Genomic DNA, 15,456 nt, shown 5'->3' on the forward strand with positions numbered 1-15,456 from the left:
ACGGCACGTTGACGAAAGAAGAAGCTCAGACTCAGCTTGAAGCACTTGATGTCGAACTTCCTAAACAACGCGGTGGGGCTAAAGAGCACCGTGGAGAACGCGATAATACAAACGACGAAACTTCTGACGAAGGCTTGTAAAAATAAGAAAACTCGGTACCTTTGGGTGCCGAGTTTTTTTTTGGAGATATGGATTGCGACATGCTGAAAAAGCTATTCAAGTCTCTGGCCACTTAAAACCTCCATAATAATATCGTGTCTTAATTTGACTGAGATCATATTCCCATTCTGTAATCGCATGTCGGTATTTTTGTTCCCCATTTTTTTGTTTTTTTCTTAACCTCACATTTGCGCTAATAATGTATACTACTTTTTTTAGTCCTATTGCTGGAATCGCTCTTCTAATCGCTTCCCATCGTTCTTCTCTTGTAGAGCCACTAATTCGATAACCGATTTTATTCAATTCACTTTGCTCACTAAATAACGAATCTTCAATAGAAGCAAGTGATGCAGACGAATTCGTGTCCACTGAGTTCCATTGACCTGTCTTTTCAGCACTTTTCTTTTCTTGGGAAGCATTCTTGATATTCGTAATTTGGCGATACTTGAGTACTAGTGGGGAATATCTTGCAGATAACTTTTCAAATTGCTCTTTAACCATATAAATTTCTTTAAGCAATACATCAACAAAAATATTTTCCACTTCTGTATACAAATATATTTCACGAGAGCTTTTCGTTTCATATAATGGCAGAATAGCTTTTCGTCCGACTAAATTATATTTTCTTATGAATGTCTCTAGAACTGCGTTGTCGATAACATTAATTTTGTAACGATAAATGGCAGGTTTTAATGAGTCATTTAATTCTGTAAGGTCAGTTGTAGCAGATTCGTTTTCGGATGTAGAATTCTCATAATAAGTCTTTTCACGTTTTTTCTTTTCAGTTGCTGCCGACAGCTCATTTCTAACTTGTAACAAGGTCTTTTCCCACTCATCTTCCTTAGCAGGTTTATTAACTGCTATATCAGCACGCGCTTCTTCTTTAACTACTTTTTTTATAGGTTTAGGTAAAGGATTATTTTGTTGTTTAGATACTTCTAAGTCTAAACGTACTTGAAGCTGCAGATTTTCCCCTTCACGTTTTTTCAACTTTGTTTTTAGCTCTTGTATTTTTTCCTCTTGCCGTTTTATTACTTCTTTTTGACTTTTAATCGTTGTTTCGTATCCAGCTATTACTTTCTTAATTTCTAATTCAGCTGCCATAACAGTTTCTAAAATTCTCGTTTTAAAATCCATAGTTGGTTTCCTTCCTCTACTGAAATGGATATATTATACAACTACATATATAGTAGCATATGTTTATATCGTTCGGATCTCAGAATAAGCAAGCTTCTATTTAGAAATTAAAAAAACTTCTATTTCCCAAGATGTTCACTCTCAGGAAATAGAAGTTTTATGTACTACATTCAATTTAGTTAATACGCAAGCTTTACTTTTCTACAACTTCGCCTTTATAAGCTGCTTGGTAAATCGCGAAAATGTCTTCTCTCTCCAATGGCATTGGACTTCTTGCCAAAATTCTCTTTTGCTTAATGCCATCATCCGCAAGACTATCCAAAACGTCTTCTTGAATGCCAAATTCCTTTAATGACAATGGAATTCCGACATCAGCTACTAATTTTTTCAGTTCTTCAATGCACTTTAGTGAAGCTTCTTCTTGAGACAACTGATTCGAACTAAAGCCCATCGCTTCTAAAATATCTTTCATTCTTTTTTCACAGCTTTGGCGAATATAGCCCATGACGTACGGTAATAGAACAGCATTCGATTCGCCATGTGAAATGTGAAATTGCCCGCCTAAAGGATACGCTAACGCATGAACGCCCGCTACGCCCGCATTGAAAAATGATAAACCAGCTAAATAACTGCCATAGCTCATATCCATACGCGCTTCTTTATTTTCTCCATCTGCTACAGCCGTTCGAATAGAGCCACTAATTAAACGGATTGCTTGCAAGGCAAGTGCATCAGTCACTGGGTTCGCATTCTTGGAAACATAGGCTTCAATCGCATGTGTTAACGCATCAATCCCTGTAGCAGCCGTTACTTTTGGAGGCAACGATGTTGTTAATGCTGGATCCACTATGGCGACATCTGGTAACAGATAGTCATGCGTTACCACATCTTTTGAGGACTCCAACGACAGCACCGAAATATTGGTCACTTCTGAACCTGTTCCAGATGTTGTAGGGATCAATATTTTTGGTATGCCCTTATGAGTTAACGAACGACTCCCCGTTAAGTTCAAGTAGTCAGCAACTTTCCCTTCATGTGTTGCGAGAACTCCGGCCAATTTAGCTAAGTCGAGTGCACTCCCTCCGCCTAACCCAATTACTAGATCAAATTTATGTTCTCTCGTGAAAGCGACTAGTTTCTCTCCTACTTCTAATGGAGGCTCCGGAACCACTTCTGTATAAACACTTGTTTTCCACCCTTGCGCTTGAAGCGGTTCAATAATTTTATTGGTCATCCCCAATTCTTCTAGAAGTGGATCTGTCACTATTAAAATATTGCTGGCATTTAAGCGTTCTACCTCACTTACCAAATGCTCTAATGAATTCCAACCTGTATAACTGATCGGCACAAACGTTATTTTGTTTGACACTGTAAACACTCCTTATCAAATATCATACATACAAAAAGGGCTTTTTAAGATTGATTCCAAATGACGAGTTTCATTTCAGTCATTTCCTCAATCGTATACTTCAGTCCTTCTTTACCATTGCCGCTTTCTTTTACTCCACCATACGGCATTTGGTCCACTCGGAATGTCGGAATATCGTTGATAAGTACGCCGCCAACTTGCAGCTTTTTAGATGCATTGAACGCGGTCTTAATATCATTGGTGAAAATACCCGCTTGTAAACCGTAATCAGAGTTGTTGATTTCACTTATGCCTTGCTCAACTGATTGGATTGAGTTGACGATTACAATAGGCGCAAACACTTCTTGGCAAGAAACTTTCGAATCGGCAGCGACTTGGGTAAGGATAGTCGGTTGGAATACTTCATCTTCAACTTTTCCTCCAATGACTAACTTCGCTCCTTCAGCAACAGCTTCTTGTACCCACGTTTCAGCTCGTTGTTGCTCTTCTTTAGAAATCATAGCTGAAATTTCTGTTGTCGGATCCAGTGGATCTCCAACTTTCAGTTTTGCCGTCGCTTCTTTAAAACGAGTAAGAAACTCTTCGATTAAACTTTCCATTATATAAATCCGCTGCAACGAAATGCATACTTGTCCTTGGTTTGAAAAAGATCCAATGACAACCTTTTCAATCACCACATCCATGTCTACACCTTCATCAATAATAAGCCCTGAATTTGAACCCAGTTCTAACGCTACTTTTTTCAATCCAGCTTTGTCTCGAATGCCTTTACCGACAGCTGGGCTCCCTGTAAAAGTAATCATTTTTACTTTTTCACTTTCAACTAAAACGTCCCCAACCGTTTTCCCACTGCCTGTCACCAAATTAAAAGCACCTTTTGGTAAATCTGTTTGGTCCAATAATTCTGCCAGTAGAAAAGCAGATAATGGGGTTTGAGAAGCAGGTTTTAAAACTACTGTATTTCCTGAAGCAATAGCCGGTCCGATTTTATGTGCTACTAGATTTTGTGGAAAGTTAAACGGTGTTATGGCAGCTACAACACCTATCGGTTCTCGTAATGTATAGGCTAAGCGATTGCTTCCGCCTTTTGCTGCATCCATTGGAACCATTTCGCCAGTTAAGCGCTTTGCTTCTTCTGCTGCAAATTTATACGTTTCAATTGTGCGATCCACTTCGCCTAGCGCATACTTTAGTGGCTTTGCGGATTCTAGTGAAATAAGTTTTGCTGCTCTTTCTCTATGTTCGATAAATAATGCAACCAATTGTTCAAGAATTTCTGCCCGTTGATACGCCGTCAAATTTGTCATTTCTTCACTAGAATTTGTGGCAGCATCAATAGCCTTTTCTACATCTTCTTTTGACGCTTTTGGAATGTCTCCAATTTTTTCATTTGAATACGGTGAAAACAGCTCAACATAGTCAGTAGTCTCTACCCATTGCTTATCAATGTAAAGATTCTTTTTCATGCGGTACATCCTTTCCTTTATAAAACAGAAGTTTCTTCTTTAACTTGTAAAGGTACATCTTTCGTAAATGTTTTGTCTGATTCATTCTTAAAGAAGTCTTTTCCGTAGATCAATAAACATAAGACGATCCCTATCGCGAAAGCCCAAGCTGCTCCTTTGATGACTAAAACCGCTCCAATAATTCCTGCGATTCCTAAGTCACTTTGGCTTCTTGCTTCTAAAATACCAACTTTCACACTGACATAGCCTTGAATCAGAAGTGTTAAAGCAAGTGCTACACCTAGAATTGGTTGAACTAAACTTACAATCGGTAATAATAGTAAGCCGGTATTAGTTCCCCAACGGAATGAACCAGCACCACCAATAAAGGAATCCATCGCTTTTCTTCCGTCTTTAAATCGTTGAACCAGTACCACTTGCATAGCAGCCCATAGCGGACCTGCCATCGTAACATCGGGTCCAAGGATACTCATTGCAGAGTTTCTTGTTCCAAAAATCAAATGCGCACGATTCGCATTGTAATCAATTTTTTCGTCATCACGAGATAAATCTGCTTCTTTTACTAAAGCCTTTGTTTGCAAAACGTCACCAAACAATACGATATACGCTGCAAACACAGTTGGAATGCCTGTTATAAACAGCATTAATGGTGGGAAGCCTAAGCCGAAAACCGTGTAACCCGTCCACAAACCGATGAAATCGGGAGAGCTAATTCCCCACTCAATTGTTGGCCAAGGAGCTTCACCAAACAGTGGTGCAATAACAATTGCGATAATAATGATTGGGAAAATACCGAGCTTGCCGATTGTTCCCCATAAATTATTCGTTAGTTTCAGCTTGGTAAAATGTTTAGAGAAAAGTAAATAAAAACCGATGCCTACAGCAATCGAAATCGTCCAAGGATACGTTTCAAAACGACCTCCTACTTCGAAAATAGAAGCAACTGCCGCAAAACCAGCACCTAATATAATGCCTGATCTAATCGCAGACGGAATACTTGATACTACTTTAGAAGCTAATCCGGTAGATCCTAAGAAAATGGCAAACAACCCTAAGGTCAATTGAAATGCGATTAAAGCATGTACCCTTTCTGGACCTTCTGGAAATTGAAGACAATACAGCATAATGAGTGGAATGGCTGGTGTAATCCATCCCGGTATTGTCGGATCTCCTAGAAGATGATGCAATAAATAAAAGACGCCATTTAACATGACAATCGCTAATGCAACTTCAAACGACATTCCAAGTAATTCTATCAATAACGGAATGGCTGCCAAATCAACTGCACACATCAACAAGCCTTGTACATAATCTGGCCATTCGAATCGGTAATGAATAAACGGCAAACGAATTTTAAAAGGACCAGCTGGAATATACGGCGATTCTTCACCAAACTTTCGATTTTTCCATTTCATAACATATCCCCTATCTCTTTGTTAGTAGCGTTCTTTACAAATCCCCTGGATTCCTTGTCAAAAATGGAAGCGTAACCATTTATGATTAAAAAAATGGTTACGTAACCATTTAACTAAAAAAAAGAACTTATGCCTCCTTCTTCTTTTTAATTATTGTCTTTCTTTCAAATAGTCTAACAGCTTCTGTTATTTGAACACAAGGTTTATTTTGTTGTTGAATCATCTTAATTAACTTTTCAATCGCAATTCTACCTAGATCGATAGGTGAAGAAATACCAACGGTCGTTAGATTAATCGAAGCATGTTGTCCAATTTTCACGTTATCAATTCCAATTATGCTAATGTCTTCTGGCACCTTATAACCTGCAGAAATATAAAAATCCATCATTTGTATGGCGATGGCATCGGTTGCCGCGCAAATTGCCGTAGGCTTTTCTGAAAGCTCTTCTACCTTCAAAAAAGTTTGATACAAATTTTCTTTACTTGTCTTCCCAATGAATATCTTTTCTGGATTTATCGCGGCGTTATTTTGTTGAAATGCTTTCAAAAACCCATCATAACGACCTTTAAAAGTGCTCATCTCTGTCGGTCCACCAATCCAGCAAATCTCTTTATGATTAAGTGAAAACAAATAATCTGTCGCCAAATAGCCTGCCTGCTCGTTATCCATTTCCACAAAATTTTTGTTATTTTCGTGTTTTCTATTGTACAGAATAAATGGAATTCCTGATTTCTCTAACTTCTCAAACACTGGATCTTCCAATAAAACCGATGACAAAATAATGCCATCCACTTTCTTTTCAAAAATAGCGTTATAAATCTCCTCTATATTTTCGTCATTAGAAAAATGAACATTTATTTTAAATCCATTTTCATTTGCATAGTTAACAATTGATGTTGTCGTTTCAACAAAAAACGGATTGTACAAAGGCCCTGAAATAAGCGCAATCGTATCGCTCTTTTTTTGTACAAGAGATCTCGCATTGCCGTCTGGAATATAATTCAATTCATCGATTGCAGCCATTACTTTTCTATATGTCGGCTCTTTTACTAAATGAGGTGTATTTACGACGCGTGATACGGTCGTTTGTGAAACACCTGCATATTTTGCCACATCTTTTGACGATACCATTTTGATTCTCCGACCTTCCTCTACAAATTCTACCTAACTCTTACTTTATATGTATTACTTAAAGCTAGTTGATTTCTAAGAGATTTTCAACTTAAATCGAATTTTCTTTTTCTAATTTTTGTTCTATGTATACTCATAGCTATTGCTTTACTAGAGCTAAAAAAATGCAGCACTTTGCGATAGATCATCACAAAGTGCTGCATTTAGTAATTATGAAATTTTATGAATCGTTTAGACGGTCTTTAACTTAAAAACTTCGCGTCTTTCAACCAAGTCCGCCGTGTTAGTCCGGTATTCTTGGTAATGACTAGACGCGACATGACTCTCTAACGCGTCTTTGTCTTTCCACTCTTCGTGAAGGACAAACGTGTCGTCTTCAATTGATTGATGGAGAACATAGTTTACGCAACCCGCTTCTGCTCGGGAAGCTTCTAGAACTTTGTTCAATTCCGTCAATAATTGATCTTCCATGTTTTCTTTTGGCTTTAGAATCGCAGTAATGACGATTGATTCCATTGCTTAGTTGTCCTTGTTGTTTCTTTTATCTAACGCTTTAACCAATTCGTCTGCTAACTCTTCAGCAGAAAACGGATCGCGCCCAGTTACTAATTGCTCGTTGCCCCATACTACTTTGTTTTCAGCACTATAATTAGCGACTTCGTTCATTTTTCCTTCTAGGCTAAATGGTAGAATTTCAGGAAGACCTTCCGGTTCAACCGCTTCAGGATAACCTGTTACGTCTAAGCCATCAATGATGCTCAAACCATCTGGACGTGTTGTCCAGATTAATGGAGCCGGTCCGTGACATACAGCTGAAACGATATTTCCGTTGTCATAGACGGTGTTAATGATGTCGCGCAGTTCTTGACTTTCAGCCAAGTCATACATAGCCCCGTGGCCTCCAACGATAAATACTACGTCGTACTCTTGTGCATTTACATCTGAAAGAGCTGTTGTGTTATCCGCTATTCCTGATTCGTACATTTTTTTGTATTTGCCTTCAGGATCGTAATCTTCGCTGATGCTGATTTTATCGAGCGTTGGTTTGCCGCCTAGTGGTGAAGCTAGGTCTACTTGATGTCCTGCTTTTTCCAAAATTTCTTTCGGAGCAAATAACTCTTCAGCCCACCAGCCAGTTTCGTAATTATTTTCTGTATCTTTGTGTCCACTTGATAATACTGCTAATACTTTTGCCATGTTTTGTTTCCTCCTCTGATTGATAAATCATCCTAATACTAGTTGTTCCCGAATGTTTTGCATTTAAACAAACTGACTAGAGGGACAATTTTAAGACCCCCTCTATTTTCGCGATATGCCTTCTAACGCACTCTTCGACTTCACCGATTCTTTTTTGATAACAGATATTGAGCCGTCTCCCTCAAGAACAATTGCTTCTACTGCTTCAAAAGAACTTAGACCCTCTTGACGCAATCTCGCTCTCAAATCCTCTTCCCGTAAGTGTTCTTTCAATAACATTTTTTCATTTAATGCATCTTCGTAGTACAAAAATGTCGGTGTTGCTTTGATAAAATCTGAAAACCTCCTCGACTTTACTGCTAGTTTTGTGACTATATACTGAAGCAATGTCAACATAATCAACACTACCGCACCGTCAGCAAAAGAAACTTTTTCGCTTGTGATAATGCTCGACAAAGTTGCACCATATGTGACCGTTATGATGAAATCAAACATATTTACTTTTGCAAGCGACCGTTTTCCAAACAAACGAAGCAGCAAGATCAGGAAAGGATATGCCAACAAGCACATAATCGCCACACGCAAAAGACTCTTCCATCCATCAAAGAAGATAGTATCCAGCATCTTTTCACTCCCTCTCCGAACAGGTTTAAATATAAGATTTCACTCAAAATTTACCCGTTGATACGTGGATTGAAACGAAGGTCATATGACATCTAAACTGGTGCTCTTCTTATCTTTGGGTGTGAGCCATGCCCAAAGCGGCCAGCGCGATTTTTTCACAACAAAAAAACTGCACCACCCTTGTTAGACACAACTAACAAGGGTGGTGCAGTTTTGATTAATAAATAGTTTACATCCGCAAGCTAATACCAGGTCCGATTGGAAGCCCAGTCAATGCGAAGATGATCATCATGATAACCCACACGCCGAAGAAAATCAGGCTGTATGGCAACATCAATGAAATCAATGTACCAAGTCCCGCTTTTTTATCGTATTCGCGCATAAAGGCGAGAACGATTAAAATATACGGATTAAGTGGCGTGATGATATTCGTTGAAGAATCGGCAATACGGAACGCCAATTGAACAAATGCTGGGTGGTAATCAAGCAGCATGAACATCGGGATAAAGATTGGTGCCATTAACGCCCACTGCGCAGAACCACTGAAGATTAACAAGTTCAATAATGCAGCAAGAATACTGAATGCGACCATGACCGGCAATCCTGTCATATTTATACTTGTCAGGAATTCTGCACTGTTAACAGCCAACCAAATGCCAAGATTACTCCAGTTGAAATAACTGATAAACTGAGCTGCCGCAAAAATAAGAACGATATAACCCGACATGTCTTTAATAGCATCCGCCATATAAGCAGGGATGTCTTTTGATTCCGTAATTTTCTTCACTGTGACGCCGTATGCGACAGCAACCGTGATGAAGAAGAAAAGAATGATTGGAACAATTCCGGATAAGAACGGTGACGGAATGATGCCGCCATCTTCATTTCGAACAGGAGAACCTGGGAAGAACACTAACAATGCGATCAAGCCAATATAGACAGCTGCCGCGATTAAGGCGTTGCGTAACCCTTTGTTTTCTTGCTTTGTTACAGGTTCGAACGATTTATCTATTCTGCCTGTATACTTACCAAGGCGCGGTTCGATTAATTTTTCTGTGATAATTGCGCCAACAATCGCCATGATAATAACCGAAGCACTCATGAAGTACCAGTTATCGACTGGTGTAACGATAAACGTCTCATCAATCGTTTTCGCCGCTTCCGTTGAAATCCCGGATAGCAATGCATCTGTTCCTGTGATCAATATGTTTGCTGTAAATCCAGCGCCCGTTCCAGCAAATCCAGCTGCAAGACCGGCGAGCGGATGTCTACCTACCGAGACAAAGACCATCGCAGCAAGCGGTGGAACTAAGATAAATGCGGCATCCGATGCCAAGTTACCCATAATCCCGGTAAAGATCACCGCGTATGTAATCAATGATTTTGGTGCATTTAAGATCGATTTCTTAATAGCCGTTTCCATTAAGCCAACACGTTCAGCTAAACCAATACCGAGCATCATTACAAGCACCAGACCAAGTGGCGCAAAGCCGGTGAAGTTATTGATGGTTTCTGCGAGAATATAACGAATTCCTTCTCCTGAGACAATGCTTCGAATCGCCATTTCTTCACCGGTTCCTGGGTGGATTACGGTGGCACCAAGCGAACTAACTAACCATGAGAGTAAGACAACAAACACTGCTAAATATACAAAGATAAAGAATGGATCGGGTAAGCGATTGCCCCATTTCTCAATAAAGTTCAAAAACCCTTTTTTGCCTTGTTCTTCTGTCGGTGATGTCATTCCCATTCCTCCTCGTTTAGTTCTCTGAACCAAATAGTAAACGGTACAATTTCCGCGGACGTCCTCTTCGGCCAGATTCTTCTCCTGAAACTTCTGCTACGCCAACACTTTCAAGTTCGGTCAAAATTCTGCGTGCATTGCGTTCGGTGCTGTTCATCCACTGCGATAATTCCAGTGCCGTGATTTCTTCTTTTGCGTAATGGTGAGATAGCGATTCAATACGGGCGACAACGGTTTGACTAATCGCTGCGTCTTTTAGCGCTTCTTGCCATTTTGCTTCACTGCTGCGCCGGCTATAGCTGAGCTCATTTCCTAGGGAATTGATCTCCGTCACTTTTCCGCCTTCGTCAATATTGATAACAACACCGTTCTCTTTTTCTCGGGTATAATCCAATGCCAATCTGACGTTTTGTTCGGAGTCTGTAACTGTTCTGCCGTATCCCACACCAATGCGGACGTGCATATTGCTGTTGGCAAAAATTTCTTCTTGCAACTCTTTCAAGTGGTGGAATTTACCGTATAGCTCTAGTTCACCTCTTGTTGTATAGATGAAATAAATGCCATTCCCCATGCTCACTTTCGAGCCTTTTACTTCTTCAGCAAAATCGATAAGCACGCGATTCGTGGCGAGCTCCTGCCGTTCTATTTTGAACGGTGTCTTGCGCTGTTGCGCTTGGCTTGGGTAAATGATTTCGATGCCAATCATTGCTAATTGCTTCATCCGGTAAAGATCCGACAAGCTCCTTTCTTTAATAACTGAAATTGCTCGGTGCGCTGCCAGTTCCGATACACAAATCCGATAAACCGGCACGCCTCTTTCTTTTAAGGCATTATACGTACTATGAACACAAGTTAGCGCTGCCTGTATTTCACCTGAACGATAAAGTGCCTCGTGGTAATCGACCAATTCTTCAGCAGGAATATAACCGAGTTCTGGAGCGGTGTGAATTTTCACCTTTTCCAAATCAAAGTCTTTCAACATTTTCAACACTTCTCCGCGTGGAACCGAATCGAGGCTAATGCTCGACAACACCACACCTTCTTGCATAATGGCGTCCAGCATCGTCCCGAGTAAACTCGACCCATGCAGCAAAATATAATCTGCGTGGTCGGCATCGATTAACTGTTCTTTTAATGCAAAATGATAAGGCGCCGGACCCGAAAAAAGCCAATGGCCAATACGGGCTGAATTTTCATTGATAATTTCTTTTGTTTCTTCGGTCTGTTCGTAAATGAACGGAATCAGTTCGATGCCGTCTAAACTGCCGGCCGCTTTCATCGTTTCGTTAACCGAGTCTTTTGGTCCGATTAATCCGACTTTCACGATTTCTGTCATAGCGTCGTTGCCTCCATCAAATAACGGGCTAAAAGTTCTGAGCCCATTTTCAAATCTTCCGCTGTTGCATATTCATCTGGATGATGACTCAAGCCGTCTTTACAAGGGATAAACAGCAATCCACTCGGCCATACTTGCGCCATATTCATGACATCATGTCCCGCGCCGCTATCCATGTGATGTGCTAAATAAGCTTCTTGGTCACCCGCATCAACTAACTGCCGAGCTATCTTTTCATCAAGCAAAACAGATGGATTATCGACTAATACTTCAATAGAGATAGCTACGCCGGTCGCTTGTTCAATACGGTTTGCTTCAATCCGAATCGCTTCTGCCATTTTCTTTTTTAACCCATCATCAACACTACGGATGTCTACTCCAGCAGTTACCGTTTGCGGAATTACATTCATCGAGTTTGGAGAGGACGTCAAGGTACTAACTGTCGCCACTAGCGGTTTCTCATACACATCATTGAGTTGAAGAGCTGTATCTTGAACAAATGAAATAAAAGGAGCCGCTGCCGCTAAAGCATCTTGTCTGCGGTCCATCGGCGTCGTACCTGTATGTCCTGCTTTGCCATTAAACGTAACGGCTAAGCGAATCGGACAAGCCACACCTTTAACAATGCCGTAATTTTTTTCATGGTCGTTTATATGCATTCCTTGTTCGATATGCAGTTCGACAAAGCTTTTTAGTTCCTCTTTTGAACGTTTCGCTTTGGCCAACTCTTCCCAGTTAAAGCCTTGGCTTTTAACAGCTTCCGCCAGTGTCGTGCCGTGTTGGTCGACAAGCGTTCCAATAGAATGATCCAATAATCCACTCATCGCTTTACTGCCAATTGTCGAGACACCGAACCGCGAAGATTCCTCCGAACGGAAACAAATGACTTCAATCGGTCGTTTTGGTTGATAATCGGCTTCTTTTAGCAATTTAACTGCGCCGAGGCCACATACAACGCCCGCTCCTCCGTCAAATGCGCCACCGTTTGGCACCGTATCAAGATGAGAGCCGGTCGCTACCGCCGCATTTTCGCCACCTGGAACTTCCCACCGCGCAATCATATTTCCTGCCGCGTCTACTTTTACAGCCAAGCCTAACTCTTTCGCGATGTCTTTAAAAACTTCCATGGCGCTTGTTTCTTCAGGTGTATAGCCTTCTCGCGTAAACCCTTCTGTTCTAATCAATGCATTAGTCATATTCATCCGCTGTAAATGTTCAACTAACCAGCTAAGCACGTAACCCGTCCTCCTTTAGCAAATAATCCGTTGTTCGTATTATCGTTTCCAATCCAGCCAGTAACGCCTGTTCCTCATAATCGAAACAAGGATGATGATGACCGGCAGGTAACGGACTTGCAAAAATCATAAATGTTGCTTTTCCGCCTTGTGCACGGACGCGCTCGATCATGTATGTAACATCTTCTGAAGCTCCCACTTCCAAATGCGGAACAATCTTTAAGCTTGTTGACAATGCACATGCTCGTTCTACAACTTTCGCGAATTCGTGATCCGCAGCTGTCGAAACCGATCTTCCCATGTGTTCAAGTTCTAGCTCGACATCGTATAATGCAGCACTCGCCTGTAAAATCCGCGTTGCATTTTCTTGCATGTAAGCATCCAACTTATTGGTCTCACCGCGCGTTTCGATTTCCATCAACGCTTTGTCTGCGATAACATTGCGTCCGGCTCCTGCATGCAAAGTGCCGACATTGATACGAGTGATTCCGTCTTTATGGTTGGCAATGCTATGTAGATGCAATGCAGCTGATGCGGCAGCGAGCAACGCGTTGCGTCCTTCATTGGGCTCTAGTCCAGAATGTGCCGACTTGCCAATGAACTTCGCATTGATTTTGGAACTGGCCAAAAATTTTGATGTGGTCGCTGCAACTGTTCCTGACGTTAAATTGTGAATCCCGACATGACCGCTCATAAAGTAATCAATGTCATCAAGCCACCCTTTATCAACAATTGCTTTTGCACCGCGTCCACCTTCTTCTGCAGGTTGGAACAAAATTGTGTACTTGCCATTTAAGCTGTCTTTTTTCTTCGCCAAATAATTCGCGAGTCCGAGTCCAATTGCCGCGTGACCATCGTGACCGCAAGCATGCATCATTCCTGCAATTTGAGAACGAAACTCTTGTTGTGCTGGCACATGATCAGTGCATTCTGCTTCTTCTATTGGCAATGCGTCTATATCAAAGCGATAAGCAAAGTTCGGGCCTGGTCTTCCTGTGTCAAGTACAGCTGCAAATCCAGTATGTCCACCTTTCATCTTTTCAAGAAACTCAGGCGGCACGCCTTTTTGAAGCGCTCGCTGTTCATTTTCCGCGAGCATTGGATCACACGGTACACCCATGCGTTCTGAGCTTGTTAAAAAGTCTGTTCCATAAAAAAGTAAAAATCCTTTTCCAGCTAATTCTTCGCTCAACTCATAAGTGGTTACGTATTCCGCAAAGCCGATTTCAGGATACTGATGTCGCTCGCGTCGTTGTTCAATCACATACGGCTCAATCTCTTCCATGAATTGTTCAATGGAATTTGCCATTTCTGTTCCTCCTATTTGTTCAATTCGGCTAGCACGTCAAGCGCTGCTTGGGCCATCAACTCTGTCCCAATCGACAAAGCTTGTTCATCGATCATAAAGCCAGGGTCGTGGAGCGGTTTTTGATGTTCTCCGACCGAAGTGCCTAACCAGTAATAAACCCCTTCATACTTTTTCAAGAAACGTCCAAAATCTTCTCCAGCCATACTGCCGATTACTTCTGGTGTACCAACATCACCTAATTGATGTTTTGCCGATTTCCGAACTACTTCAGCCCAACGCTTTGTATTAATCGTTGCTGGGTAACCATCCGAATAGTCGATTTCACAAGAACCGCCCATCATTTCCGCAGCTCCTTGAACCACTTCATGGAAACGTTTTTTCAAAAGTTTCTTGGTATCGTCTGAAAGAGAACGAATCGTTCCTTCGAGCACTACCGTGTCCGCTACGACATTGTAACGATAGCCTCCTGCAATTTTCCCAATTGTGATTACACCTGAATCCATCGGGTTCGCGTTCCGGCTAACAATCGTTTGGATGGCAGACATGACTTGGTTGGCGATAATAATCGCATCGACGGTTTGATGAGGCATCGATGCGTGGCCCCCTGCTCCGTAGATTGTCACTTGGAAACGGTCAGAGTTCCCCATGATGGCTCCGTCTATGACACCAACTTGCCCAGCCGGTAGACCTGGCCAAACATGTTGCGCGATTAAAACATCCGGTTGATACGTATCAAAAACACCATCTGCCATCATTTGCTCCGAACCACCTGTTGGTGCATTTTCTTCAGCCGGCTGAAAAATTAATAACACGGTTCCAGCAATATCGGCTTTCTGGTCTTGCAGTAATTTTCCGACTCCGAGCAACATGGCCGTATGCGCATCATGCCCGCATGCATGCATTTTGCCATCGACTTTAGACTTGAACGGCACATCTGCTTTTTCTAAAATCGGTAAGGCATCGATATCGGCACGCAATCCAACCGTTTTTCCTGGCTTATCGCCTTGGATCACACCAAGGACACCTGTTTTTGCATATCCCGTAGAATATGAGATACCATATTCATCAAGTTTCGCTTGTATTTTTCGAGAAGTTTCCGTTTCTTCGCCACTCAATTCAGGGTTCTCATGAAGATCCCGTCTAAATGCGCGAATCTCTTCGAACAACTCTTGTGTTTGCTTTTTCAACAATGTCACCTGCTTTTCTATTTAAGGAAATAGACCTTAATCATTCCGTTAATAAAGAGTGTACACTATTTCACTAATACAGCGCCACTTTAATTTTGATTGTTCTGAATATAATTTCAATAAAAAAGCAGCTCCGCTGTTACGCG

13 protein-coding genes are annotated in these 15,456 nt (G+C 41.3%); all 13 read right to left on the minus strand.

What is annotated here, in order from left to right; all coding sequences use genetic code 11:
• Positions 1–216 precede the first annotated feature (216 nt).
• Positions 217–1,296, minus strand: a complete 1,080-nt coding sequence (locus tag GPDM_RS14620; protein WP_008432559.1) for a hypothetical protein — start codon at positions 1,294–1,296, stop codon at positions 217–219.
• A gap of 193 nt (positions 1,297–1,489) precedes the next feature.
• On the minus strand, positions 1,490–2,665 hold the full coding sequence (locus GPDM_RS14625) for an iron-containing alcohol dehydrogenase (protein ID WP_008432560.1): 1,176 nt from the start codon (positions 2,663–2,665) through the stop codon (positions 1,490–1,492).
• Between the two features lie 44 nt (positions 2,666–2,709).
• Positions 2,710–4,131 (minus strand): aldehyde dehydrogenase family protein, encoded by a 1,422-nt coding sequence (locus tag GPDM_RS14630; protein ID WP_008432562.1) that lies wholly within the window; start codon positions 4,129–4,131, stop codon positions 2,710–2,712.
• 17 nt (positions 4,132–4,148) lie between these two features.
• Positions 4,149–5,546 (minus strand): hypothetical protein, encoded by a 1,398-nt coding sequence (locus tag GPDM_RS14635; RefSeq protein WP_008432564.1) that lies wholly within the window; start codon positions 5,544–5,546, stop codon positions 4,149–4,151.
• A gap of 127 nt (positions 5,547–5,673) precedes the next feature.
• Positions 5,674–6,678 carry a LacI family DNA-binding transcriptional regulator gene (locus GPDM_RS14640; protein WP_008432566.1) on the minus strand — a complete coding sequence of 335 codons (1,005 nt, stop codon included), beginning with the start codon at positions 6,676–6,678 and terminating at the stop codon, positions 5,674–5,676.
• 231 nt (positions 6,679–6,909) lie between these two features.
• Positions 6,910–7,194, minus strand: coding sequence for a putative quinol monooxygenase (locus GPDM_RS14645; protein WP_008432568.1), 285 nt, complete (start codon positions 7,192–7,194; stop codon positions 6,910–6,912).
• A 3-nt stretch (positions 7,195–7,197) separates the two neighbouring features.
• Complete coding sequence (locus GPDM_RS14650; protein ID WP_008432570.1) at positions 7,198–7,875, minus strand: type 1 glutamine amidotransferase domain-containing protein; 678 nt, start codon at positions 7,873–7,875, stop codon at positions 7,198–7,200.
• Positions 7,876–7,977: 102 nt separating this feature from the next.
• Entirely contained in the window at positions 7,978–8,499 is a 522-nt protein-coding gene (locus GPDM_RS14655) for a DUF421 domain-containing protein (protein ID WP_008432573.1), read from the minus strand.
• A gap of 229 nt (positions 8,500–8,728) precedes the next feature.
• Positions 8,729–10,243 (minus strand): AbgT family transporter, encoded by a 1,515-nt coding sequence (locus tag GPDM_RS14660; protein ID WP_008432575.1) that lies wholly within the window; start codon positions 10,241–10,243, stop codon positions 8,729–8,731.
• Between the two features lie 16 nt (positions 10,244–10,259).
• Positions 10,260–11,579 (minus strand): helix-turn-helix domain-containing protein, encoded by a 1,320-nt coding sequence (locus tag GPDM_RS14665; protein ID WP_008432577.1) that lies wholly within the window; start codon positions 11,577–11,579, stop codon positions 10,260–10,262.
• On the minus strand, positions 11,576–12,814 hold the full coding sequence (locus GPDM_RS14670) for a M20 family metallo-hydrolase (RefSeq protein ID WP_008432579.1): 1,239 nt from the start codon (positions 12,812–12,814) through the stop codon (positions 11,576–11,578). Before GPDM_RS14670 ends, GPDM_RS14665 begins: the two co-directional genes overlap by 4 nt.
• On the minus strand, positions 12,807–14,123 hold the full coding sequence (locus GPDM_RS14675) for an amidohydrolase (protein ID WP_008432581.1): 1,317 nt from the start codon (positions 14,121–14,123) through the stop codon (positions 12,807–12,809). Before GPDM_RS14675 ends, GPDM_RS14670 begins: the two co-directional genes overlap by 8 nt.
• An 11-nt stretch (positions 14,124–14,134) precedes the next feature.
• Complete coding sequence (locus tag GPDM_RS14680; protein ID WP_008432584.1) at positions 14,135–15,310, minus strand: M20 metallopeptidase family protein; 1,176 nt, start codon at positions 15,308–15,310, stop codon at positions 14,135–14,137.
• Between the last annotated feature and the right edge of the window lie 146 nt (positions 15,311–15,456).

Source organism: Planococcus donghaensis MPA1U2 (assembly GCF_000189395.1).
Classification (GTDB): Bacteria; Bacillota; Bacilli; order Bacillales_A; family Planococcaceae; genus Planococcus; species Planococcus donghaensis_B.

Excerpts from the sequence above, each read along its gene's own strand:
- GPDM_RS14620 (WP_008432559.1), bottom strand. The coding sequence starts at position 1,296 with ATGGATTTTAAAACGAGAATTTTAGAAACTGTTATGGCAGCTGAATTA.
- GPDM_RS14630 (WP_008432562.1), bottom strand. The coding sequence starts at position 4,131 with ATGAAAAAGAATCTTTACATTGATAAGCAATGGGTAGAGACTACTGAC.
- GPDM_RS14635 (WP_008432564.1), bottom strand. The coding sequence starts at position 5,546 with ATGAAATGGAAAAATCGAAAGTTTGGTGAAGAATCGCCGTATATTCCA.
- GPDM_RS14640 (WP_008432566.1), bottom strand. The coding sequence starts at position 6,678 with ATGGTATCGTCAAAAGATGTGGCAAAATATGCAGGTGTTTCACAAACG.
- GPDM_RS14645 (WP_008432568.1), bottom strand. The coding sequence starts at position 7,194 with ATGGAATCAATCGTCATTACTGCGATTCTAAAGCCAAAAGAAAACATG.
- GPDM_RS14650 (WP_008432570.1), bottom strand. The coding sequence starts at position 7,875 with ATGGCAAAAGTATTAGCAGTATTATCAAGTGGACACAAAGATACAGAA.
- GPDM_RS14655 (WP_008432573.1), bottom strand. The coding sequence starts at position 8,499 with ATGCTGGATACTATCTTCTTTGATGGATGGAAGAGTCTTTTGCGTGTG.
- GPDM_RS14660 (WP_008432575.1), bottom strand. The coding sequence starts at position 10,243 with ATGACATCACCGACAGAAGAACAAGGCAAAAAAGGGTTTTTGAACTTT.
- GPDM_RS14665 (WP_008432577.1), bottom strand. The coding sequence starts at position 11,579 with ATGACAGAAATCGTGAAAGTCGGATTAATCGGACCAAAAGACTCGGTT.
- GPDM_RS14675 (WP_008432581.1), bottom strand. The coding sequence starts at position 14,123 with ATGGCAAATTCCATTGAACAATTCATGGAAGAGATTGAGCCGTATGTG.